We start from the raw sequence: 23,885 nt of genomic DNA, 5'->3' as shown, positions 1-23,885 counted from the left end.
GTTGGGAAGATTGATGATTATGAGCCCAATCGCTATAGCGATAGAACAACAAGAGCCGTATGACGGGAGACTGTCACGTACGGTTCTGTGAGGGCCTTGGGGTGAAATTCCCCTTGGCTACTCGACTGCATAACAACCCTCTTTATCTCCCTTTTCTAAGGGAGACTTGGCAGAGAGCCTTTTTATCTCGTTCCGTACCTCCAGAGCAGGACGTTTCGACTCAGAGATCACAGGTGAATAAGACCCAGAGGTACCACACCTCCGAAGGTCCATAGTCAGGCAAGAGATGCAAGCATGTAGCCCGCAGCGCCCGACCGGCTACCGCCGCAGCAACGGTACTGCGATATAGGTAGTGGGTTTGGATAGAAGAACACGATCAATGAAAGGCTCATACAATTCCCCTCCCGGGAGGGGTGCCGCAGCGCAGCAAGGCGGGGTGGGTTCCCAGGGCGACGATGTTGAGACCGTTTTGCATTTTTTCTGTCTACTTCGAAACCCAGCCCTTCCCAGGAAAGATTTCTCCCTGACGCTCGAAATGACGTTGAGGTGGAGGGGCTTGGGTTGTTGATCACGGCCCGCCCTCTAATATTGTGACCCTTTCCCAGAACTGTCATCTCGAACGTAGCCTGCGTAGTGAGAGATCTTCCTCGGAAAAGGGCAAGGATGTAAAACAGTGCTGCTGGTCTGAAAAACAGCTTCATCCCCAGTTCAGTGTCCTTCCTATCTTGGGTTCCAAAAGAATACTCAGGCTGTATTCGTTTTATAGCCAAAAGTAAATCTGAGTCCTTATTCGGAAAGATTTCTCCCTCTCGGTCGAAATGACGATGGGGTGAGGAGCCTGGTTGAGAATTACGGTCCGCTCTCTACGTACATAGCCCTTATCCCAGAACCGTCATCTCGACCGAAGCTTGCGGAGGGAGAGATCTTTCATGGACAAGGGCAAGGACGGAAACAGCACATCTGATCTGAAAGACAGCTTAATCACCAGTTTAGTGTCCTTTTTATCTTGGCTTCGAAAACTATATTCAGACTGTATTACATTTTATAGTCAAATGTAAATCTTAGCCCTTTTCAGGAAAGATTTCTCCCTCTCGGTCGAAATGACGATTATGTTTAGGGGCTTGGGTTGTTGATGGCTGCCCGCCCTCCACAAATTATGCCTCTATTCCAAACAGTCATCTCGAATGGAGCCTGCGTAGTGAGAGATCTTTCCTCCCAAGGGCAAACTTGGAGATATGTCACTAACAAAAAAAATTGTAAGGATCCCGCTACTAATCGGTCTATTAAACAAACGCAACATAGCCCAATAGAAGATGTCTTATTATGTTTACGTGACCACCAATCCCGGTCGCACGACTCTATATGTTGGTATTACCAACAATCTCCAGCAACGTCTGGCACAACATTATTCAAACAGGGGCGATTCCAGCTCTTTTGCCGGACGCTATTATTGCTATAATCTTATCTATTATGAGACATACCGAACGGCCTATCAAGCTATTGAAAGAGAGAAAGAGCTGAAAAAATGGAGTCGTGGCAAGAAAGAGGCATTAATAGAATCGGTAAACAGTGCTGCTGGTCTGAAAAACAGCTTCATCACCAGTTCAGTGTCCTTCCTATCTTGGATTCCAAAAGAATATTCAGGCCGTATTCGTTTTATAGCCAAAAGTAAATTTTAGCCCTTATTCAGGAAAGATTTCTCCCTCTCGGTCGAAATGACGCAGAGGGGTGAGGCATGATTGCTGATTATGGGCTTCTGTCAACGAACAGAAACCTTATCTATAACCAGTCATCTCGACCGAAGCTTGCGCAGGAAGAGATCTTCCTGGGAAAAGGGCACAAGCCAGAAGACAATAACAAAGACCCAATTCGATCAAGAACGCCATTGTAAAATAATTTGTATCTGAACCCCAGCACTTGCAGTTTAACATCTCATTCCGAACATTTAGTGCATCGTACGGGAATAAGACAACAAATGACAACCATCACCAACCTCCAACTTCCAACTTCTAACCTTTAACCTCTAACCTTCAACTTTGGGACCATTGACCAATAAAATATACTCTTCGGCTATAGGCATTTTCCTTTTAACGATCCTGTCCACTTCGGTACTGCACGCTCAAAATGTAACCCAGGAGGATTACAAACGGGCCGAGCAGTTCCTCTGGTCTAATGTAGATGACCTGGTGTTCAGGACGGAAGTAGATCCTCACTGGGCCGATGAAGTCCCGATGTTTTGGTATGAGCTGGACACGCGGGCAGGAAGCGAATATTTTGTCGTAGATGCCCCGCAGGCTACAAAAAGGCATTTCTTTGATCACAAAAAGCTGGCAGAAAATCTATCGGAGGTGCTGGATGAAGAAGTTGATCCCTATGATCTGCCGCTTGATGAGCTGGAATGGAACCAGCCATTAAATGAAATATCGTTTGAGGCAGAGGACAAAAAATGGAACGTTGATCTGGAAACTCTTGAGGTACACCAGGTGGAGGAGCAGGAAGATGATCCCGATTGGCAGTCTCAGCGACTGCTCTCAGAATCTCCCGATGGCAAATGGACCGTTACCCGAAAAGAGTATAACCTGTGGCTTAAAAATAATGATACCGGGGAAGAATACCAGCTTACCGAAGACGGGACCGAAAAAATGATTTATGGCGCATCCGTTCCGTGGTCCTGGAAAAAGCAGGAGGGACCCGAGGAAAAAGAGCGGGAGCCGCTGTGGCTGAACGTATCTTGGTCGGAAGATTCCCAAAAGCTTTTTGCCCACCTGCTGGATTTGCGGGAAGCAAAATTGATGTACCTCCTCCAAAATGTCCCGGAAAAGGGATTCCGGGCTAAATCGTATTCCTATTACCGGGCACTGCCGGGGGAAGATAGCGTGGCGCGGCAAATACCGTATGTCTTTGACATTGAAAGCAAAACCAGGACCCGGTTGAAAGCGGGACCGTATGACGATCTGGTTGCAGGCAGCTGGAACTGGTTTGGAGAGGGGAGCTCAACACTTTACATGCTGATGCGTGAGCGGGGATATGGCTCAGCAACATTGTTGCAAGCCCATGCGGAGACCGGGACGGTGGATACCGTTTTCAGCGAAGTAAGTGAAACGTATGTCGATCCCAACAAGTCGGAACTGGAGATTCTGCCCAAAACCCGCGAAGTAATCTGGCTTTCAGAACGCGATGGCTGGAATCATATCTACCTTTATGACCTGGAGAGTGGTGAAGTAAAGCACCAGGTTACCCAGGGGGAGTTTGTGGTTTATGATATTGAGCATATCGACCGGGATAACCACACCATCTTTTTTACCGCCGGTGGACGGGAGCCCAACCGCGATCCCTACCTGGAGCACCCGTATTCCGTTAATTTTGACGGGTCCGATTTAACACTTCTTACGCCTGAAAATGCAACTCATGAAATCGAGTTTTCTTCTGATCACGAGTATTTCGTCGATAATTACTCGCGTGTGGACAGGAAGCCGCAATCAGTTCTTCGCAGGAGCTCTGACGGATCCGTGGTAATGAAGCTTGAAGAGGCCGATATCCAGGATCTGCAGGCCACGGGCTGGCAGTATCCCGAGCCGTTTAGCGTGAAAGCGCGGGATGGTGAGACTGACATTTACGGGGTGATCTATCGTCCAACCAATTTTGATCCGGACAAAAAATATCCCGTCATCGATGGTACCTACTCAGGTCCACAGGCGGTTCGCACCCCGAAAAGTTTTGGAGGCGGATATCGCAACAGCGACCAGCCGCTGGCCGAACTGGGTTTTATCGTTATAACAGTAGACGGGCTTGGGACAGCAGGACGCTCAAAAGCATTCCAGGATTATTCATGGAAAAACCTGGGAGATATCGGCGGGCCGGATCACATCAAGGCGATTCGCGAGCTGGCGGAAAGATATCCCTACCTGGATACGACTCGTGTGGGCATCTATGGCCATTCCGCCGGGGGATATGATGCAGCACGAGCCGTTATGAAATACCCCGATTTTTACAAGGTGGCGGTTTCCTCATCTGGAAATCACGACCATCGCGTGGCCAAAGCGTGGTGGCCGGAACTCTACATGGACTACCCGGATGGTCAGCAATACGAGGAGCAATCAAACATCAATCTAGCTGAAAACCTTGAGGGGAAGCTGTTGCTGGCGCATGGCGATATGGATGACAACGTGCATCCATCGGAGACTATGCGTATGGCCGATGCGCTGATCAAAGTGGGAAAGGATTTTGACATGCTGATTATGCCCAATAAAACGCACGGCCTGGGAAGTGAAAATAACTACTTCACCATCAAACGCTGGAACTACTTTGTGGAGCACCTGATGGGAGCCGAGCCGCTCTGGCACTATGCCTCGGAGTGAGAATTATGAATTATGAATAAAAAGTCAAAGGTCTAAAAGGCCAAGGTCATAAGGTGAAACCTCTCTCACCGCCCTTAAGGTAAATTTCGCTGGAAAGAGAACGGAGTCGTAGGTAAAGAAATCAAAATGAATCTCTTATAAACGGCTTCATACTATAAGACTGGCCTCAGCTCATCCGGCCTTGGTAAAGTTGACCGCCCGGAAGGGAGCCGAGGGGAGCGTAAAGAAAAAATCTGTGATTTTTTTAGTGGAACGAGGAGCCCTTCAGGTCAAGTTTACCTTCGCCGGCGATTTTTTTCGTTCATTTTTTTATCGTTGAAAAAATGAACAGTAGAAATGAGAAGTAGGGCAACTCCAAAAGTTTTTTACTGGACAACAGTGATTATGAATTAAGAATTATTGCCTTCCGGAGAAATAAATATGTTAGCCGAAAAATGGCGTTTAACGTGAGTTCGACATACATATGGAAGTTAACGCGTTTAGCGGTTAAAAAGTAACCTTGTGTCATCCTGAACTTGTTTCAGGATCTCGTAGAGCCTCTATCTTTAATATCGGCTCTCAAAAGATCAGCGCTTAGTGCCACTACGAGATCTCCGACAGCCGTCGGAACGGTGATTTTTTTATTGTAACTTCTTTAGTCCGACAACCGGCGGATTTTATCATTAAAAAAGAAAACAATTAAACGTCTAAACTTTTCAACGGTTCAACGAAGTAATTAGACACAACTCTAAACCTTCAACCTCCAAACCTTCAACAAATAAAAAAAGTTCTCCACATATCTACAATTTGTGTACTGGGGTTATGCCTGCTACTAAGCGCCTGCTCAGAACCCCATTACCACTGGGAGATCGTTTTTGATGAAATGCCCGAAGTCTCATTCCGCGGCATTGCTGCTGTTGATGAGTCGACCTGCTGGGTGAGTGGATCTGCAGGGACAATCCTCCGAACTACCGATGGTGGGGAAAGCTGGCAGCATCTTATGGTTCCCGGTTCTGACAGCCTGGACTTCAGGGATGTCGAAGTGTTTGGTCCCGATACGGCCATAGCGATGAGTATAGGGACGGGCTCCGAATCGAGACTATATCGCACAACAGACGGTGGACAAAATTGGGAGATGGTACACCAGAACAGGTACGAGCAAGGCTTCTACGATGCGATTGCTTTTTGGGATAATGGGTTCGGGGTGTTACAGGGTGATCCGATCGATGGCCAACTTTTTATCCTGGTAACAGAGGACAGTGGACGTACATGGCAGGAGATCCCCCGGAAGCAGATGCCGGAAGTAGAGGATGGAGAATATGCGTTTGCGGCCAGCGGTACCCAGCTCACTATCCGTGACGGTGGACACGCCTGGATTGGGACCGGTGGTGTTGATGCACGGGTATTGCGATCTGAAGATTATGGACAAAACTGGAGCTCGACTCCCACCCCGATTATCCAGGGAGAAGCCTCGACGGGTATCTTTTCACTGGCTTTTGCAGACAAATCATTCGGTATAGCAGTAGGCGGCGATTATACAAAAGAAGATGAGGGGACCCGGAATGTGATTTATTCAGAGAACGGGGGAGCGAGCTGGGATCTGCTTCATGGAATTGACCTGGATTTTCGATCTGCCGTTCGATTTACAGATGGGATTTTTATCACCGTCGGGCCATCGGGATCGGAATACACAACAGACTGGGGGCAGACTTGGCAGGCCATTCAAGGACCGGGCTTCCACACCCTAAGTATTGGGCAAGGTGGCATCAATGCCGTATGGGCCGCGGGCCGTGATGGGCGGGTTGGCAAGCTGGTGGTCGAATAAAGGTCTTCAAGAACTTAAATGTCAATCTTGTTTCAGTTTTAAGTTGAAAGTTACAGGTTATAGATAAGCCTTCAACTTTAAACCTGTAACTTTTAACACTACAATGGGTCCCACCATGGTAAAACGAGTCTCACTGTTAATCTGTATGGTCGCTCTTTCACAAACAGGCTTTTGCCAGTCTTCAGACCCGGCCCCACTTGACCTGGCCGGGGGACTTGAGTTCAGAAACCTTACGCCAGCTATGACCGGTGGTCGTATTTCAAAGGTTGTCAAAGATTATTCGGACCCGTCCACATGGTATGTCGGTGTATCCTCTGGAAACCTGTGGAAAACGGTAAACAACGGGACTACCTGGGAGCCGATTTTTGATGATCAGGGCTCCTATGCCATCGGGACTGTGGCGATTGATCCCCAGGATCCAAATGTCATCTGGGTGGGAACAGGGGAGAACAATAGTCAGCGATCAGTCGGCTATGGTGATGGCGTTTACAAGAGTACCGACGCGGGTGAAACCTGGACAAATACCGGACTTGAGACCTCGAACCATATCGGGAAAATTGAAATTGACCCGCGCAATTCGGATGTGGTGTATGTTGCATCCCAGGGGCCGTTGTGGTCAGCCGGAGGAGAGCGTGGGCTCTACAAGACGACCGACGGCGGCGAAACATGGGTGCGTGTGCTGCATGTCAGTGAAAATACCGGGATTTCGGATGTGGTACTGTATCCCTCTGATCCAGATATCCTTTATGCAGCCTCCTATCAGCGTCGCCGACATTTTGGAATACTGGTGGCCGGGGGACCGGAAGGGGCCATCTACAAATCAGTGGATGGCGGTGAAAACTGGAAGAAGTTGAGCCGTGGATTGCCTTCAGGTAATGTTGGACGAATTGGTTTGGCCATATCACCGCAAAAACCGGAAGTTGTCTATGCCATTATCGCAACTGAGGGTACCAGTGGGGGATTTTACCGTTCTGATGACCGCGGCGAAACATGGACCAGGAAAAGCGATCACATGGTGGTGGATGCTCAGTATTACATGGAGCTGTTCCCCAGTCCCCACGAGTTTGACAAGGTTTATGTGGTGGATGTCCGCACCCATTATACCGAAGATGGTGGTTCTACCTGGACCCGGATGACTGAAGGCAACAAACATGTGGATAATCACGATATCGTGTTTGATCCCGATGATCCAGACTATATGATGATGAGCAGCGACGGGGGAATTTATGAGACATGGGATGATGGAGCGACCTGGAAATTTATCAATAACCTGCCGATAACCCAGTTTTACCGGGTTGGCATCGACCATTCCAGGCCGTTCTACTATGTATATGGCGGTACGCAGGACAATAGTAGCCTCGGCGCCCCCAACCAGACGATCGACGAACAGGGCATCGGCAATGGCGATTGGTTTTTTACCAAGGGTGGGGATGGCTTTCAAACGAGGGTTGATCCCGACAACCCCGATATCCTGTACAGCCAGTCACAATACGGCGACCTGGCCCGGTATGACAGGCAAAGTGGGCAGCTAACCGATATACAGCCGCGTTCGGCCCCGGGGGAACCCCCGCTGCGCTGGCACTGGAACTCCCCGCTGATTATCAGTCCACATAACAACCAAACGCTCTATTTTGCAGCACAGAGACTGTTTAAGAGTGAGGACCGCGGAAACTCCTGGGTACCGGTCAGCGGTGATCTCACCAAGGATCTTGATCGCAATGAGATGGAAGTGATGGACCGCATTTGGAGTCCGGAAGCGGTTTTTAAAAATGTTTATACCTCACCGCTCAGCACCATCGTGTCACTGGATGAATCTCCTCTCCGGGAAGGCTTGATCTATGCAGGCACTGATGATGGCCTGATCCAGGTGACGGAGGACGGCGGGCAAAATTGGCGAACAGTTGAAGACTTGCCGGGCGTGCCCAATATGGCGTTTGTTGCCGATCTGTTTGCTTCTCCCATAAATGAGGACCAGGTTTTTGCGGTTTTCAACAATCATAAATATGGGGATTACCAGCCCTACCTGCTGGTCAGCGATGATCGCGGTCGTTCGTGGCAGTCACTGAGCAGCAATCTGCCACAGGATCAACCCGGTTGGACAATTTACCAGGATCACGAGGAGGCAAACATCCTGTTTATGGGCACCGAATTCGGTTTGCAGATATCACTGGATGGTGGAATGAACTGGATCGGGGCTCGTAATATCCCCACGATATCGATCCGCGATATTGAAATCCATGAAGGGGAAGACGATCTTGTCCTGGCCTCATTCGGCCGTGGATTTTACATTGCCGATGATTACGACTGGCTGCGAAGACTCTCATCCGAATCACTGATGACAGAAGCCCACATTTTCCCTGTAAAAGAAGCCTTACAGTATATTGAGTCCGACCGCCACAGCGGTTCGCAGGGACATAACTATTTTACATCTCCGAATCCTCCGAATGGCGCGATCATCCGGTATCACCTCAAAGAGTCCATTCCGTCATTGAAAGAGCAGCGCAAGCAGGAGGAACAGCATCGTATCGAGCAAAATGAGCAGATCGAGTATCCCGACTGGGCACAGCTTGAGCGGGAAGACCAGGCGGAAGATCCTTTTATAGCACTGACTATTACAAACGACAAAGGTGATCTTGTGAGGAGAATAAAACAACCTGCACGCCGTGGTCTGCACCATGTGACCTGGGATCTGCGCGCTAATGCGGTAGGAGGAGCGGATGGCTGGTGGAGTGCCCGTCCGCTGGTTCCTCCTGGAGATTACCGGGTATCGATGGCAAAGGTCGTGAACGGGCAGTGGAGCTCAATCGGCAATACCCAAATGATCCGTGTTACGCCGCTTGACAATGTGACTCTGCCTGCTGAAAACCGGGAGGAGCTAGCCGACTTCCATTTCAGGGCGATCCGCCTGAGTGGTCAGATTGATGCTGCTGATGAAAAATTGCAGGATGCTTTGAAGAGTATCTCCGAGTTGAAGCAAGCGGTTTTGGACCATGGCGAGATGCCCAATCAGTATGACCGGGCCGACACGCTCCGCAAGCAGTTGCTGGATATGAACGAGGTGCTTAATGGTGACGTTACCAAGACTTCCCGTTTTGAGCTGGCCGAGCCCTCCATCAAAGATCGGGCAGGTGCAGCAACGGCAGCTATTAGTAGTTCTACCTCTCCTTCAACCGAAATTCAGCAAGAGAATTACCGGATTGCCCTGCGCCAGATCGAGGAGTTTCAGTCAAATCTCCAGGTTGTGTTAAACGAGATTGATCAATTGAAAACTGAACTTGAAAAACAGGGGATCATTATCGAATAGCCCTCAAATTTCTAAACCGAAAATATTATGATGAAACAAATATCAGCAGCTATTCTGCTATTGCTCTTTACTTTTCCGCAGCTGCACGCGCAGTCTACCACCGGTAACCGGGTAGCATCGATGGTAGAACAATATGAAGCCGACACCGAAAGCATGGATGATGCGTATCTGCTTAAAGAGAGCCCAGAGTACTTTGAGCGGATGGAAAAGTTATATAATGACTGGCTCACCCGGCTGGAAGAGGTCAATTATGAAGAATTAGACGTCCAGGAAGCCGTGGACTATATCCTGCTAAGAAGAAATATTCAGAGGGAACTGCAGGAGGTACAGCAGGACAGGGCTACCTACGGCGATATTGAATATGCGATTGAATTTGCCGATACAGTTTTTGAATTCCTGGAGAAACGAAGGGTAGGGCAGGATCTTGAGGGAAAAGCATTTGCCGATCAGATGAATGGACTCGTGGAGTCGATTCAAAATAATTGGAGTGAGGTGGAGCAGAAGGGGCGCCTCGAACCGGCAGAATCTCGCCGCGCAGTGGAGGTCGCTGAAAATCTTCATGAGACACTGGATCATATATACAGTTTTTATGACGGCTATGATCCCGATGTAACGTGGTGGGGCGAGAAACCCTATCAGAATGTGGATACTACGTTGGCAAACTACATTTCTTTCCTGGAGGATTGGAGGGTAGACCAGTCGCACCGTGATGAAGGGAGCGGCATTATCGGCACTCCCGTGGGCGCGGATAAGCTGCAGGAACTGCTGGAATATGAGATGATACCTTATACGCCGTCTGAACTTATAAAATTGGCGAACAAGGAGTATGCCTGGTGCATGAAAGAGATGCTCCAAGCCTCCCGCGAACTGGGGTATGGCGATGACTGGCACGAAGCCCTGGAGCATGTGAAAAACAGTTACGTACCTGTGGGCAAGCAACCAGAGATGATTTATGACCTGGCTGTGGGGGCTATAGATTTCCTGGAAGAGCGAGACCTGTTGACGGTCCCGGAACTGGCTAAAGAGACCTGGGATATGGAGATGATGACCCCTGAACGGCAGCTTATCAACCCGTTTTTCCTGGGTGGACGGGTCATCAGGATATCATATCCTACAAACACCATGGCCCATGAGGACAAGATGATGAGTATGCGGGGCAACAATCCGCATTTTTCGAAGGCAACGGTTCACCATGAACTGATAGCCGGTCACCATCTGCAGGGATTCATGACGGATCGGTACAATACGCACAGGAGCGCCTTCAGAACCCCGTTTTGGATTGAAGGATGGGCGCTTTATTGGGAGCTTCAGCTCTATGGTATGGGATTTCCTGAATCACCGGAAGATCGCATCGGCATGCTGTTCTGGAGGATGCACCGGTGTGCCCGCATCATATTTTCGCTGAGCTACCATCTCGGCGGGATGAGCCCCCAGGAAGCGATCGATTTCCTGGTCGAAAAGGTCGGCCATGAATACGCCAATGCTGAAGCTGAAGTTCGCCGATCCTTTGCTTCCACCTATCCACCGCTATACCAGGCCGCATACCTGCTCGGGGGCCTACAGATTCGATCTCTCTATAATGAGCTGGTTGAAAACGGGGATATGCCGGTTAAAGAGTTTCACGACCGGATCCTAAAGAATGGGAATATGCCAGTAGAGATGGTGAAAAAGATATTAACCGGCGAAAAACCACCAAAAGATTTTGAAACGAACTGGAGGTTTTATCCCGGTTTGTAGAAAAAACAGGCAGTTAACACAATGATAAAGAAACAGAAACGCGTTTAGGGGTTAGTTTAAATGGCTGGAAATATTTAAATATGTTCGGTATTGGTATCATCACACACCACCGGCTTCTGCAGGGGATCTCGAAAGCTTTCTGGACAGGATGACATGAAAAGGCTATTAAAACCATTAAAGCGTAACCAGTGATAATTAACCTGGGTTTGACGTAAGAATTAATCAAAATAGCACCTGTCATCGCGAGGAGGCTTTGTTGCCCTTTTTGGTTTAACGATGAAGTCGACGCGGCGATCTCGTGAGATTACCTATCGACGGCTGATATTTACAAAAAGGACGTCCTCACCACGCTTGGTCCCTATGCTCTGCGTTGGGACCTGTTGGGACGATCTGCGTCCAGTATAATCTATGGTGCCACAGAGACGCGGAGCGTCAGAGAGGCTTCAAGCATTCGCCGTGGTAGAGGCGTTCCCCTTTTGTATACACAAACCCCGACAGGGATCGGGACTAAAGAACGGTGAACCCCAAAAGTCACCGGCGGTGGTTTTTTTGTCGACCACCGGTATCTCTGGCAGTGCTCCTCAAGTCCAGAAAATCCCTGCTAAATATACACTGAGAGGCACCTGATGAGGAAAAGCAAGTTCTTGGTAAAAGTAGAAGGGGTGAATATCTGGGATTTTATGGTGAGTTTTTTGGTGGACAGTTCGACAGTCCGACTCCCGGCGGATTTCCTCATCGAAAAAATGAACACCCATCTCATCGGAATGAGTTGTTATCTTACGGAAGGATTCAAGGTGTCTGCCAAAACGTATCACATGCAAGGTTTTTGGATAAATTAGCGGAAACCCTTGCATCCTCTGGAAGATTGCAGCCCGAAGGTCGTGGAATACCTCTTTGCAATGACAGATTTTATATCGAACTGACGTTAATTAGCATTATTTAGTAATAAAAGTAGGAGATGGGATTATTTATTACGCAGAATTTATTAAAATGTAATTTCTTAAAGGAATTCATGCTCGACCAAGAGAACCGAAAGAATAGTTTGGAGTGATTAGCTTTTCTTGAATTACAAAACTTTCCAGAGATGTTGTTATGTTAAAAATTAGCTTTAAAACGGGGGACATAGAATGAAGAGAAGTAAGTATGCGATAAAATTATCAGGCGTGTTATTATTAATCTTACTACCTGCATTATCCATTGCACAAAAGTCGCAAGCTGTTATAACAGGAGAACAAAAAAAGTGGCACAAAATAACACTCACGTTTGAGGGGCCTGAAACCTCAGAAAATGCTGAGTACAATCCGTTTCTTCATTACAGGCTGAGCGTAACGTTCTACCATTTGGAATCGGGGAAGCAGTATACGAAACCGGGATTTTTTGCCGCTGATGGGGATGCCGCCAATAGCTCAGCATCAAGCGGAAATAAATGGCGCGTACATTTTACTCCTGATGAAACAGGTCGCTGGGAATATTTGGTAAATTTTAGGAAAGGGCGATTTGCTGCGGTAAGTGAAGAGTGGGAAACGGGGGTAAGTGGAGAGTTTATGGATAAAACAACTGGAATGTTTACCGTTGATTCCAGCGACAAAACAGGTCGCGACTTTCGAGCCAAAGGCCGCCTGGAATATGTGGGAACGCACTATTTAGAATTTGCCGAAACCGGGGAGCCTTTTTTAAAGATGGGCGCTGATGCCCCGGAAAATTTCCTGGCATATGAAGATTTCGACGGTACGTTTCACAGTGACGGCAATAATGATGAGTTGGTGAAATCGTGGGAACCACACGTGAAAGATTGGAATGGGGGCGATCCCACTTGGAAAGATGGTAAAGGAAAAGGAATAATAGGGGCGCTTAACTACCTGGCTTCAGAGGGGCTCAACGCTGTCTCATTTTTAACCTTGAGCACGGAAGGTGATGATAAAAATGTATTTCCACACACCAATTACAATACCTATGACCGATTTGATATCTCCAAGTTGGCCCAATGGGAGATTGTATTTAAGCATGCCGACCAGCTCGGAATTTTTCTTCACTTCAAAACCCAGGAGGTGGAAAACCAGGGATTGCTCGACAACGGGGGCGTTGGTGCGGTCCGAAAGTTATACTATCGCGAGCTGATCGCCCGGTTTGGTCATCATTTGGCACTCAACTGGAACCTGGGTGAAGAAAACGGGGAGTGGATGGAAAATCACCCCACACCACCACAGTTTACCTGGCAGCGGCTTTCCATGGCCCAGTACTTTCACCAACATGATCCCTATCCACGGCACATTGTTATACACAATGGAGACTATTTTGATGATCTGCTCGGTTCCGGCAGTGCTCTAACCGGACCATCCATACAGACGCACCATTCCGATTTTCACACCGTGCACGATGAAGTGCTTAAGTGGAGGACGAAATCGGCTGAAGCCGGCAAACCGTGGGCCGTGGCGGTGGATGAACCCGGCGATGCCCAACATGCACTGGTACCAGATAAAGATGACCCCGAACACAACCTGGCCCGTAAAAATGCACTCTGGGGTGCGATGATGGCGGGGGCCTGGGGCGTGGAATGGTATTTTGGCTACGATCACGATGAGTCTGATCTGACAGCCCAGGATTACCGCTCCCGAGACCTTTTCTGGGATCAATGCCGTTATCTATTGCAATTTTTTGAGGAGAATGAGATACCGGTCAGGCAGATGGAGCCGCAGGATGATTTGACGAAGAAGGAGGACGATTACGTGTTTTATCAGCCGGGAGAAGTGTACGTGGTGTATCAAAAAACGGTCGCCGATATCCCTCTTGATCTAACGGAGTACAATGGTGAATACCAGGTTAGATGGTACAATCCCAAGACCGGGGAATACCTGCAAAATGAAGAGATAAGTGCTGGACAAGTGCATACGCTCAGTGCTCCCGACCTGGATGAGAATGATGACGTTGCAGTTTTGATAAAGCGTGATGCAAACTGAAATAGCAGGAAATATTGATATAAAAGATTTATGGCTCACAAAAGTCCCTCCGGGGATGGGCAAGCTCGTGAGGGGACTGGACAGTGGTTGGATATATTTGTGAGACTGTATTTTATCTCGTTCCGTACCTCCGGTGCGGAACGCCTGGAGATAGGAATATGGCAGCATAAGGTACCAGAGGTACCGCACTCCGTGCCCAACCAGAGGTCAGGCACGAGATAAGGCGGGGTGGGTTCTCAGGGCAGTTGTTGAGATCGTTTTGCTATTGATTGTCCAATCCAATTTAAAAACGAACCCTTCTCAGGAAAGAGTTCTCTCCCGAAGGCTTTCGGGGTGGTAATGACGATTATATTTAGGGGCTTGGTTGTAGATTGTTGCCCGCTCTCTAATATAAGAACCCTACCACAAGAACCGTCATCTCGAGCGGAGCCTGCGGAGGGAGAGATCTTTCTATGAAAAGGGCACAAGCTGGGAGCAGTGCCACTAACCCCAAATAAAACTCTATTACCAGTTTATCTCAACAGAACAAGGCACCAGAGCTCAGCCACGAGATGCGAAACATGTAGCCCGTAGCGATGCTGCGGGAGCAATGATATGTAAAGGTGCAGCCCACCGCAGGGCAATGGTACCGAGAAAGAGAATACAATAAGGAACAATCAGAATAAAACAGCGCTCCTTCTCAGGAAAGATTTCTCCCTCTCGGTCGAAATGACGATTATATTTAGGGGCTTGGTTGTAGATTGTTGCCCGCTCTCTAATATAAGAACCCTTCCACCAGAACCGTCATCTCGAGCGCAGCTTGCGCAGGGAGAGATCTTTCTTGGACAAGGGCAAAAGCTGGGAGTTGTGCCGTTGATCCCGATTGAAGTTTATTCACTATTCTTTGCCTTACCATCAGCGTCCCAAAGAATGTTCAGTCGGTTCCATAATTTGTCGCTCCAATTCAAAACTGAGGCCTTCTCAGGAAGGATATCTCCCTGTCAGTCGAAATGACGACAGCGGGGAGGGGTTATAGATAGTCTGGTATTTTCAATGCCAGGTTCTTCTGTTCAAATCAATAAAGCGATATAAAAATAAAATCCCTTATATTTAAGGAGTAAAAATTAAATTACTCTGGCATATTGTCTTTTAGGAAAAAGTTATGATTGAACTTAAGATTTAAATCCATTATAGTCAGTAGGATATTCCAAATTACGATGGTTTAGTTAAGTCACTATTATTATTAATTATTTAAAATAATCAGATACTCAAGACCGCGATATCACTATGGCAAAGCATTATGAGAATTACGACAGAATTTTAGTCGCTCTCGATTGTATTATTTTTGGTTTTGATCGAAGCGGGCTGAAATTACTACTTATTCAAAGAGATTTTGAACCTGAAAAGGGAAAATGGTCGCTGATGGGGGGATTCCTTAATCGTGAGGAAAGTTTGGACCAGGCTGCTGACCGTATTTTACATAAGCTGACTGGGCTGAAAAATGTATACCTCGAACAGTTATATGGCTTTGGTGAAGTGGATCGGGATCCGGTGGAGCGTACAATTTCGATTGCTTATTATGCTCTGATTAATATTAAGGAGCATGATAAGGAGTTGGTTGAGGAGTACGGTGCCCGCTGGTTTCCCATTGATGATCTGCCCGACCTGATATTTGATCATTCGGAGATGGTGGAAGCAGCGAAATCAAGATTAAAATATCGAGCCTCGCATGAGCCGGTAGGGTTTGAACTGCTTCCCGAAAAATTTACTATGCCGGAGTTACAGATTCTATATGAAGATATCTACCAGACCAAGCTGGATAAAAGGAATTTCCGTCGGCGCATCCTGTCTACCAATGTGCTGAACAAAACGGATGAAAAGCAGAAAAAATACTCCAAGAAGGGGGCATATCTCTATAGATTTGATCACGAAAAATATGAGGAGAAAGTCAGTAGCGGGGAAAGCCTTGTATTTAAGCCGCTAAAGCTTTGACAAGTTTTTTGGAAGCATTTTAACGAGGGCTTGCAAAACCTACCCCATTTGAAATTGTCATCGCGTCCGCCAGCTGGCGGATTTTTGGGGCGTGGCGATCCCCACACAGATGGAGATTGCCTCACGACCACTGTCGGGAACCCGATGGTCGCGTAATCACTCGCAAGCACAGAGAGTATTTGTACCTTTATAGCCATTTACTCGTACGCGTTAAATGCATTTATTTTACTAAAGTAGTTGTCACAGATTAGCACAGATTAATCTGGTTGAATCTGTGCAGGTCTGTGGCCATACGACTGAAAAGATAAGCTAAAAGTTACAATAGGTTCTTAACCTAACTTTTGGTTTTAAGCCAGGATTAGTCTATCTGTTTTAAAGGAAAAGCCTACCTAAACGCGTTTAGTGGTTGAGTTATGAAACCATAATCCACAATAGAAACTCTCAGCCATCCCCTAACCACTCAATGCGTTACCTAAGAAATTGTAGAGTATCCAAGAAATGAGCCTCTCCGCGAACAATTTTATACGCCCTAAAATTTTACAAAATGTAAAAGTGTATATAACACATTTATTATCGTTTCTATAACTGTTTGCCAGTCAAATAGTTTGAGTTTTCAGTGTGAGTGTTGAAAATTTCCTTTCTGTGAGTTTGCATTTCCGATTGATATAAAAAAATATTAAGTGTTGTATTGACACTACATATATAAAACCCTCTTCTGAAGTATTAGCTAAAGGGTGTGAGGCAGGAATTTTGCCAAGGTAGCATTACCAAAGAATTGCCTGCCGGGAAATATAATTTCAACCTAAAAAGGGGATAATTTATGTACAAAGTTACAAAGAAGATCATGGGGTTTCTCATGTTTGCCCTCATATTTATATGGCAAAATGATGTCCATGCGCAACAAGTTTCTGGTACGGTCACCACGCAGGCCAACCAGGAAACCCTTCCAGGGGTTAATATTGTAGTCAAGGGTACTTCAATAGGGACATCGACAAATAGTGAAGGTAATTACCAGTTAACCGTTCCTTCTCTCCAGGATACGCTGGTATTTTCCTTTGTGGGGTTTCAAACAAGAGAAGTTCCAATAAATGGACGGACTGAAATCGACATATCAATGCAGCCCCAGGTCGTTACCGGTGAAGAGATGGTCGTTGTAGGATATGGCGAACAGCAGGTAGAAAGTGTTACCGGCTCCATTAGCTCTGTGAGCTCAGAAGATCTACAGGAAACGCCATCAGTGACTACAGGTGATGCTCTTGTAGGTAAGGTACAGGGGGTGACCGCCCGACAGGCAGATGCGCGACCGGGTTCACCACCCCAGATAGAGATCCGTAACCTGGGTGATCCGCTGTTTGTGATTGACGGTGTCCCCTCAACAGAGGGTGACTTTGCCCAGCTGGGACAGGGAGATATTGAAAGTATTTCCGTACTTAAGGATGCTTCCGCCGCCGTCTATGGTTTGCGAGCTTCCAGCGGTGTTGTTTTGGTACAAACCAAGGATGGCGGATACGGGCAGGACACCGAAATTAATATTAATGGTTACTATGGCTGGCAGAATTATACCCGGTATCCGCAACCGGCCAATGCCTACCAGTATGTCCGTGGGAAGGTTTATGCTGCTCAAAACCGGGGAGAGACACAACTGCCGTATACCGAGGAAGAGCTCCAGAACTGGCGGCAGGGAGGCGGCGAATACCAAAGCTATGACTACTATGATATCGTCATGGAGCCAATGGTGCCGCAAAATCAGCTGGGTGCCAGTGTTTCTGGGGGTTCAGAATCGATCAGCTACTATCTTTCTGCAACTCATCTAACACAGAAAGCGGTAATTGAAGATTACAGTTTTGATCGTACAAATATTCAAGCCAATATTGAAGGTACGATATCTGACAGGCTGACTCTCGGCGCTGAAATAAGTGCCCGGATGGAGAACCGGCAAAATGTGGGAGTCCCGGGCCTCGATGATTACTTCAACCCCTTCCTGAGTGTATTCTCTATGTGGCCGACGGAAGCCCCGTATGCCAATAACAACCCGAATTATGTAAATGATGTGCATAACGTTAACGTCAACCCGGCCACATATACAAGAGATATTACTGGATGGGTTAATGACATTTGGCGCCAGGGTAGGTTTAATATCAATGCAGAGTACGATTTCGATTTCGGCCTTACCCTGAGTGGAACAGGTTCCTACCAAATCGGTTCATGGGACTTTGATGGTTTCGAATATACCTATAATGCCTACCAGTATGACGAAGAGAACGATGAATACATTCCCGTACAGGGGAACGACAATCCCTGGAGAGAACGCCGTTGGCGGAATAACGTCAATCGCTTTTTATCTTTCCAGGCTGATTACAGTGTAGATATCGGGAATCACAGCATCTCGGCACTGGCGGCTTATGAGCGATCCGATTTCAGGGGGGACGAACAACGGATTCATACCGTCCCCGACAACAACTATATCAACGTTATGAGCTTCTCGAATCAGGATCTCTTGATTCACGCCATTGAGAAACAGGCCCATGCTGGTTATGTAGGCAGGTTCAATTACAATTATGATGAAAAGTACCTTCTTGAGCTGCTCGGTCGTTACGATGGTTCCTTCCTGTTTCCTGAGGATAACCGTTGGGGCTTTTTCCCGGGGATTTCAGCAGGATGGAGAGTGTCTGAAGAGGAGTTCTTCGATGATGCTTTTGGAAACACAATCAGTAATCTGAAGATACGTGCGTCGTACGGGCGAACTGGTAGTGAAACAGACTCGGGTAACAACTTCATTATTGCCCCATTTAGTTACCGATCGGGTTATGATTATTATGCCGGTAGTTCCGTGTTTGACGGCAGCTACTACACCGGTGTCGGTCCCAGAGGCAGGCCGATTACAAACGTCAGCTGGATTACTGCAGTTACCAAGAATATCGGTCTCGACATCTCATTCTTTGATGACCGGCTCTCAGCTACGATCGACGTGTTTGAACGTCGGCGCGATGGATTGCCGGCGACCCCGCAGGACCTGGTCGTTCCAGAGGAGCTTGGCTATGATACGCCACCTCAAAACCTGAATTCCGATGCAGCACGTGGAATTGAAGGGTCTATTTCATATAACGGACAGATCGGCCAGGACATTAGTTACAGAGTCGGGGCTAATGCCACGTTGTCTCGTTGGCGTGTTCTTTCCGATGAAAACTTCAGGGCCGGTAACTCCTGGGATTATTACAGGAATTCTCCCGAGGATCGCTGGTCAGCTATTACCTGGGGATACCAGGTGATCGGTCGGTTCCAGTCTCAAGAGCAGATCGACAACTATCCTGTGAATATAGATGGCCAGGGCAACAGAACTGCTCTGCCCGGTGATCTCATCTACAAGGATGTGAACGGGGATGGAATCATTACTGACCTGGATCAGAGACCTATTGGGTATGCCCAGGGATGGAATCCGTACACAAGCTTTGGGTTCAACGGTAGTTTTTCCTACAAGGGTGCAAACCTGAGCTTCAATTTGGCAGGTGCTGCTATGCAGAGCTACACCCGTGATTGGGAGCTCCGTTACTTCTTCCAGAATAACGGTAATTCTCCAGAGTTCATGCTTACGGACCGCTGGCACCGTGCTGATCCGTTCGATCCAACGAGCGAATGGATCCCCGGACACTACCCGGCCAATCGCGGACCCAACTACGGCCACTACAACTATCAGTCCAACAACTATTGGACGCATAATGTGTGGTACCTGCGCTTGCAGAACCTGCAGCTGGGATACACAATCCCCAGGGACCTGTTGGCACAAGTGGGTGTGAAGTCTCTGCGCGTTTATGTGAAGGGAACCAACCTCTACTCATTTGATAACATGAAGAAATATCAAATTGACCCTGAAATTTCTGCGACCAACGGACTGGTTTATCCCCGCCAAAGCATGTATAGCTTTGGGTTTGACTTGTCGCTTTAATGGAAATTCAAGGATATAAAAGGATGAGAAATTTGATTATGAAATCATTAAACAGATATACACTATTGTTTGTACTCCTGTTTGCCATGACAGGATGTGATGGTGACTGGCTTGTTCGTGAGCCAGAGAGTATCATTACGGAAGAACAGGTCTGGAATGACCCCGAGATGATTGAGGGCCTGTTAGCCAACTACTACGATCGGCTCCCCCGTTTCCATTCGTTGACAGACGGTCAGGGGCAGGGATGGGCAGAATTTGCCCTCTTTACCAACGCCATGTGGTCTGGCCAGGAAAACCGAGACGGTCTGCTTAATATTGAGAACTACGGGACCACTTGGTGGGCTCTGTGGGATTACGACCTGATTCGTGATCTCAACCTGGCGATTGAGAATATCGACCAGTATTCCACTGAACTGGATCCGGATCAGAAAAACCAATTCAAGGCGGAACTTCGGTTTCTCAGGGCCTGGGTCTATTTCCAGCATGTGAAGCGAATGGGCGGAGTACCACTGGTTACGGAAACCCTGGAGTATGACTTCAGCGGTGATCCCTCATCAGTTCAGATTCCGCGTAGTACCGAAGCCGAGATCTATAACTTTATCGGCAGCGAGCTCGATGCCATCCAGGACAGCCTGGGTCATAATGCCGGCAGCCAGACACGAGCCAATAAGTATACAGCCCTGGCACTCAAAAGCCGGACGATGTTGTATGCCGGTTCTGTCGCTTATCACAACAGCAGGATGAGCCAGCCGATAACGCTTGAAAATGAAGATGGCGGACGTCTCGTCGGTATCCCGGGCGAAATGGCGCAAGGGTATTATGAGGAAGCGCTCGCAGCTGCAGAAGAAGTTATTCAAAACAGCCCAAACACACTCTATAACGGTGTGTCGGGTGATCCGGGAGCGAACTTTTACCAGGCTGTTACGGTAAAGGATGGTAATAACGAAGTTATCTTTGCCGAAGATTTCATGGCATCAGCAGACCGCCGTCACCTGTTTACCTATTTCAATATACCGAGACCGATCCGTGAGGATAACCTGGATTCATCCTCTCTGACACCCGGACTCGGGCTCATTGAAGCGTATCCCTATGTAGATGGCAGTTCGGGCGAACTACAAACGCGCGATGCCACTACCGGTGATTATGTCTACTACGATAGTGTTGGGGAGATCTTCGAAGGCAAAGATGGTCGCATGGATGGGACTGTTATTGTACCCGGTGAAAGTTTTCGGGGACAATCAGTTCCAATGCAGGCAGGTGTTAAAGTCTGGAATACCAGCTCGGGTTCCTATGAGACCGTAGAGGGAAGTGCTCTCGGCTCCACATATTCAGGAGAAGAGGGTGGTCCCGAGGTTGACTGGACCCTGACCGCGGGAGGAGGACCTCATCGTACGGTTCAGAACGTAAGTGCCAGTGGTTTTTACCTGCGCAAGTTTGTGGATAATACCACTGGAGCGAGCACGCGTGGTACCCAGAGTGATACATGGTGGGTACGTATGCGTTTGTCGGAAATGTACCTGAATGCCGCCGAAGCAGCGTATCAACTGAGCCAGCTGGGCGGTTCCGCTACAGCACAGGATGCAGCCGACTACATCAACGTACTGCGTGAACGTGCTGGCTTTGAGCAGAGTGGTATGCTGGATGGTTCCTCCATCGATTTCGAAACTATTATGAATGAACGCCGCATTGAACTGGCGTTTGAAGGTCACCGACTCTGGGATCTCATCCGCTGGAGAAGAGCACACCAGGTTTGGAACGGTGACGATTCAAACCCGACGGCAAATGTTGCTGCGCTGTACCCATACAGGGTATATCGTCCGGGTACACCAATGCACGGGAAGTATGTGTTTGACAAAATAGGACCACAGGCACCAAGCTTTGTAAACGCCCGTTGGTTCCAGATGGCAAACTACTATGCGCGTATTCCACAGGATGCCATCAATAACAATCCCGAGCTTGTACAGAACCCGTTCCACTAACATAATTGCTCATTCAAAAAATCTTGCGTTATGAAGTTTACAACCATTATATCAACGATAATATTCGGGGCTGTGCTGGTAACAGTCGCCGGATGTGGACTTACCGAGTTCGACAATTACGATAAACCTAAATCAACCCTTACAGGGGCTGTCGTTCACGACGGCGATACCCTGCAACTTCGCAGTGGAGCTGTTGAACTGGAAATCTGGGAAGACGGCTACACCGATTACGAAAAAATACCGGTCGAAGTGGGACAGGATGGGACATTCTCATCTTCACTCTTTGAAGGACAGTATAAGATGACTCAGCTGGTTGGCGATGGACCCTGGGTTACAAATACAGATACAACGGAATTCGAACTGAGCGGCAGTAAAGACATGCAGTTCGAAGTAGAGCCGTTCTACAAAGTGGCAAGTTCCGATATCAGGCTCGATGGCAGTGAGATTGTTGCCGATTTTACGCTTGAAGAGGTAAACGACTCACGCAATATAACGTGGGTTACGCTCTTCATTGGTACGGGGCGATTCACCAGCATCCAACAAAATTCCTTTTTCTGGAATCAGATCAGTGAAACTGGGGATCCGCAAAATCCTTATCAGATTGATGAAAATGGGGCGAATACATATTCCCCTCCGCTGAGTGCGCTGCCGGAAGACCTCGCAAACCGCGAATATGTTTTTGCACGCATTGCGGTTGAAATTGACGGTAAAGAAGACGCATTGTACTCCAAGGTTCATAAAATCATGTTACAGTGATTTGAAGAGCTCTAAATCTTTTTAAGTCTTCCGAATTCGAATCTGCACATATTTAGCTATATGTGCAGATTTCGAATTCAATCATGTTGATGTTGAATTGTTTAAGTGTTGAAATGTTGAAGCGTTGAGTTGAAGGTCGAAGGTCTAAAAGTCCAAGGTTGGAAGGTTGAAGTATGATTTAAATTCTCTTCCCTCATGGCTGATGCTGAACAGTTGAGTTGTTGAGATGTTGATAGTTTAGTCGAAAGTCAGAAGGTCTAAGGCCTGAAGGTCCCCCGCCTACCCATCGCTCCACAGATATAGGACGGAACTGCCAAATCCGGATGGTTAACAGTAGATTAGGCTAAGTCCAACAGACTCCTAGTCTCAAACAGAAATGATTCGATTTCCATCTGATGCTAAAAGCTTCTCGGCGTGGAAAAATATTTGGTAGTGAACAATCCCTATTTTTGATCATTCCCGGTCTAGCGATTCATGAACCGCCCGGGGCAAAAGAAGTGGAGGCGTTAAGAAAGAAAATCTTGCTTTATTCTCAATTACGAACTGAGTCCCTCCGGCCTTGGTAAAGGTGACCGCCCGGAAGGAAACGGAGTGGAGCGTGAAGAAAAAATCTATGATTTTTTTAGCGGAACGCAGAGCCCTTCAGATCAGCTTTAGCTCAGCCGGCGATTTTTTTGATTCGTTTTTTTATCGATAAAAAAATGAATACCACAAAGGGAATAAGACTCCAATCTGAAAATTAAACCTCCCATCCCAATCCACTGGCGGATTTCATCGCTAAAAAAATGAACAGCAGGAATGAGAAGCAGGGCAATCAAAGGTGTACCGGACAACAGTGATTAATATTTATGAACTGAGGCAAGTAAGAATACCTACAATAACCTGAGTTCAAGATAAACAGTCATTACGATTTTCTTTTGAACCACTAACTTTCCAGCTGCCAAAAACCGGTCGCTGACCGGCATACCGGCATTTAGCAGTATTCCGGGTAGCCCGACGACTCTTCCACCCATTTCCGCTCTGCGGCGGAAGCCCCTCTGACACACCGCGTCTCTGTGGCACCCTAGGTTATACTG

12 protein-coding genes are annotated in these 23,885 nt (G+C 47.7%); all 12 read left to right on the top strand.

What is annotated here, in order from left to right; all coding sequences use genetic code 11:
• Positions 1–1,313 precede the first annotated feature (1,313 nt).
• The 12 genes from NC796_RS17660 (at position 1,314) to NC796_RS17605 (ending at position 22,809) form a co-directional block, all read left to right on the top strand.
• Entirely contained in the window at positions 1,314–1,679 is a 366-nt protein-coding gene (locus NC796_RS17660; RefSeq protein ID WP_310686312.1) for a GIY-YIG nuclease family protein, read from the top strand.
• Positions 1,680–2,045: 366 nt separating this feature from the next.
• Positions 2,046–4,358, top strand: coding sequence for a prolyl oligopeptidase family serine peptidase (locus NC796_RS17655; protein WP_310686310.1), 2,313 nt, complete (start codon positions 2,046–2,048; stop codon positions 4,356–4,358).
• A 757-nt stretch (positions 4,359–5,115) separates the two neighbouring features.
• The gene (locus NC796_RS17650; RefSeq protein ID WP_409070393.1) at positions 5,116–6,162 is read left to right on the top strand and encodes a WD40/YVTN/BNR-like repeat-containing protein; all 1,047 of its coding nucleotides are present in this window, start codon (positions 5,116–5,118) and stop codon (positions 6,160–6,162) included.
• A gap of 115 nt (positions 6,163–6,277) precedes the next feature.
• Positions 6,278–9,466, top strand: a complete 3,189-nt coding sequence (locus NC796_RS17645) for a VPS10 domain-containing protein (protein ID WP_310686307.1) — start codon at positions 6,278–6,280, stop codon at positions 9,464–9,466.
• A gap of 27 nt (positions 9,467–9,493) precedes the next feature.
• Entirely contained in the window at positions 9,494–11,203 is a 1,710-nt protein-coding gene (locus NC796_RS17640; RefSeq protein WP_310686305.1) for a DUF885 family protein, read from the top strand.
• A 626-nt stretch (positions 11,204–11,829) separates the two neighbouring features.
• Positions 11,830–12,042, top strand: coding sequence for a hypothetical protein (locus NC796_RS17635; protein ID WP_310686304.1), 213 nt, complete (start codon positions 11,830–11,832; stop codon positions 12,040–12,042).
• 288 nt (positions 12,043–12,330) lie between these two features.
• Positions 12,331–14,160, top strand: a complete 1,830-nt coding sequence (locus tag NC796_RS17630) for a DUF5060 domain-containing protein (protein WP_310686302.1) — start codon at positions 12,331–12,333, stop codon at positions 14,158–14,160.
• A 30-nt stretch (positions 14,161–14,190) separates the two neighbouring features.
• A complete protein-coding gene (locus tag NC796_RS17625; RefSeq protein ID WP_310686300.1) occupies positions 14,191–14,382 on the top strand; it encodes a hypothetical protein in 192 nt (63 codons plus the stop codon).
• 1,044 nt (positions 14,383–15,426) lie between these two features.
• Positions 15,427–16,131, top strand: coding sequence for an NrtR DNA-binding winged helix domain-containing protein (locus tag NC796_RS17620; protein ID WP_310686299.1), 705 nt, complete (start codon positions 15,427–15,429; stop codon positions 16,129–16,131).
• Positions 16,132–16,951: 820 nt separating this feature from the next.
• Positions 16,952–20,074: a SusC/RagA family TonB-linked outer membrane protein gene (locus tag NC796_RS17615; RefSeq protein WP_310686298.1), complete on the top strand. Its 3,123-nt coding sequence runs from the start codon at positions 16,952–16,954 to the stop codon at positions 20,072–20,074.
• A 38-nt stretch (positions 20,075–20,112) separates the two neighbouring features.
• Positions 20,113–22,053: a RagB/SusD family nutrient uptake outer membrane protein gene (locus NC796_RS17610; protein ID WP_310686296.1), complete on the top strand. Its 1,941-nt coding sequence runs from the start codon at positions 20,113–20,115 to the stop codon at positions 22,051–22,053.
• A 30-nt stretch (positions 22,054–22,083) separates the two neighbouring features.
• Positions 22,084–22,809 (top strand): DUF3823 domain-containing protein, encoded by a 726-nt coding sequence (locus NC796_RS17605; RefSeq protein ID WP_310686294.1) that lies wholly within the window; start codon positions 22,084–22,086, stop codon positions 22,807–22,809.
• Positions 22,810–23,885 lie beyond the last annotated feature (1,076 nt).

Origin of the sequence: Aliifodinibius sp. S!AR15-10, assembly GCF_031569985.1 — a bacterium.
In the GTDB taxonomy this organism is placed as follows: Bacteria; Bacteroidota; Rhodothermia; order Balneolales; family Balneolaceae; genus JAMQKA01.
This window is presented reverse-complemented; position numbering and strand designations above follow the sequence as displayed.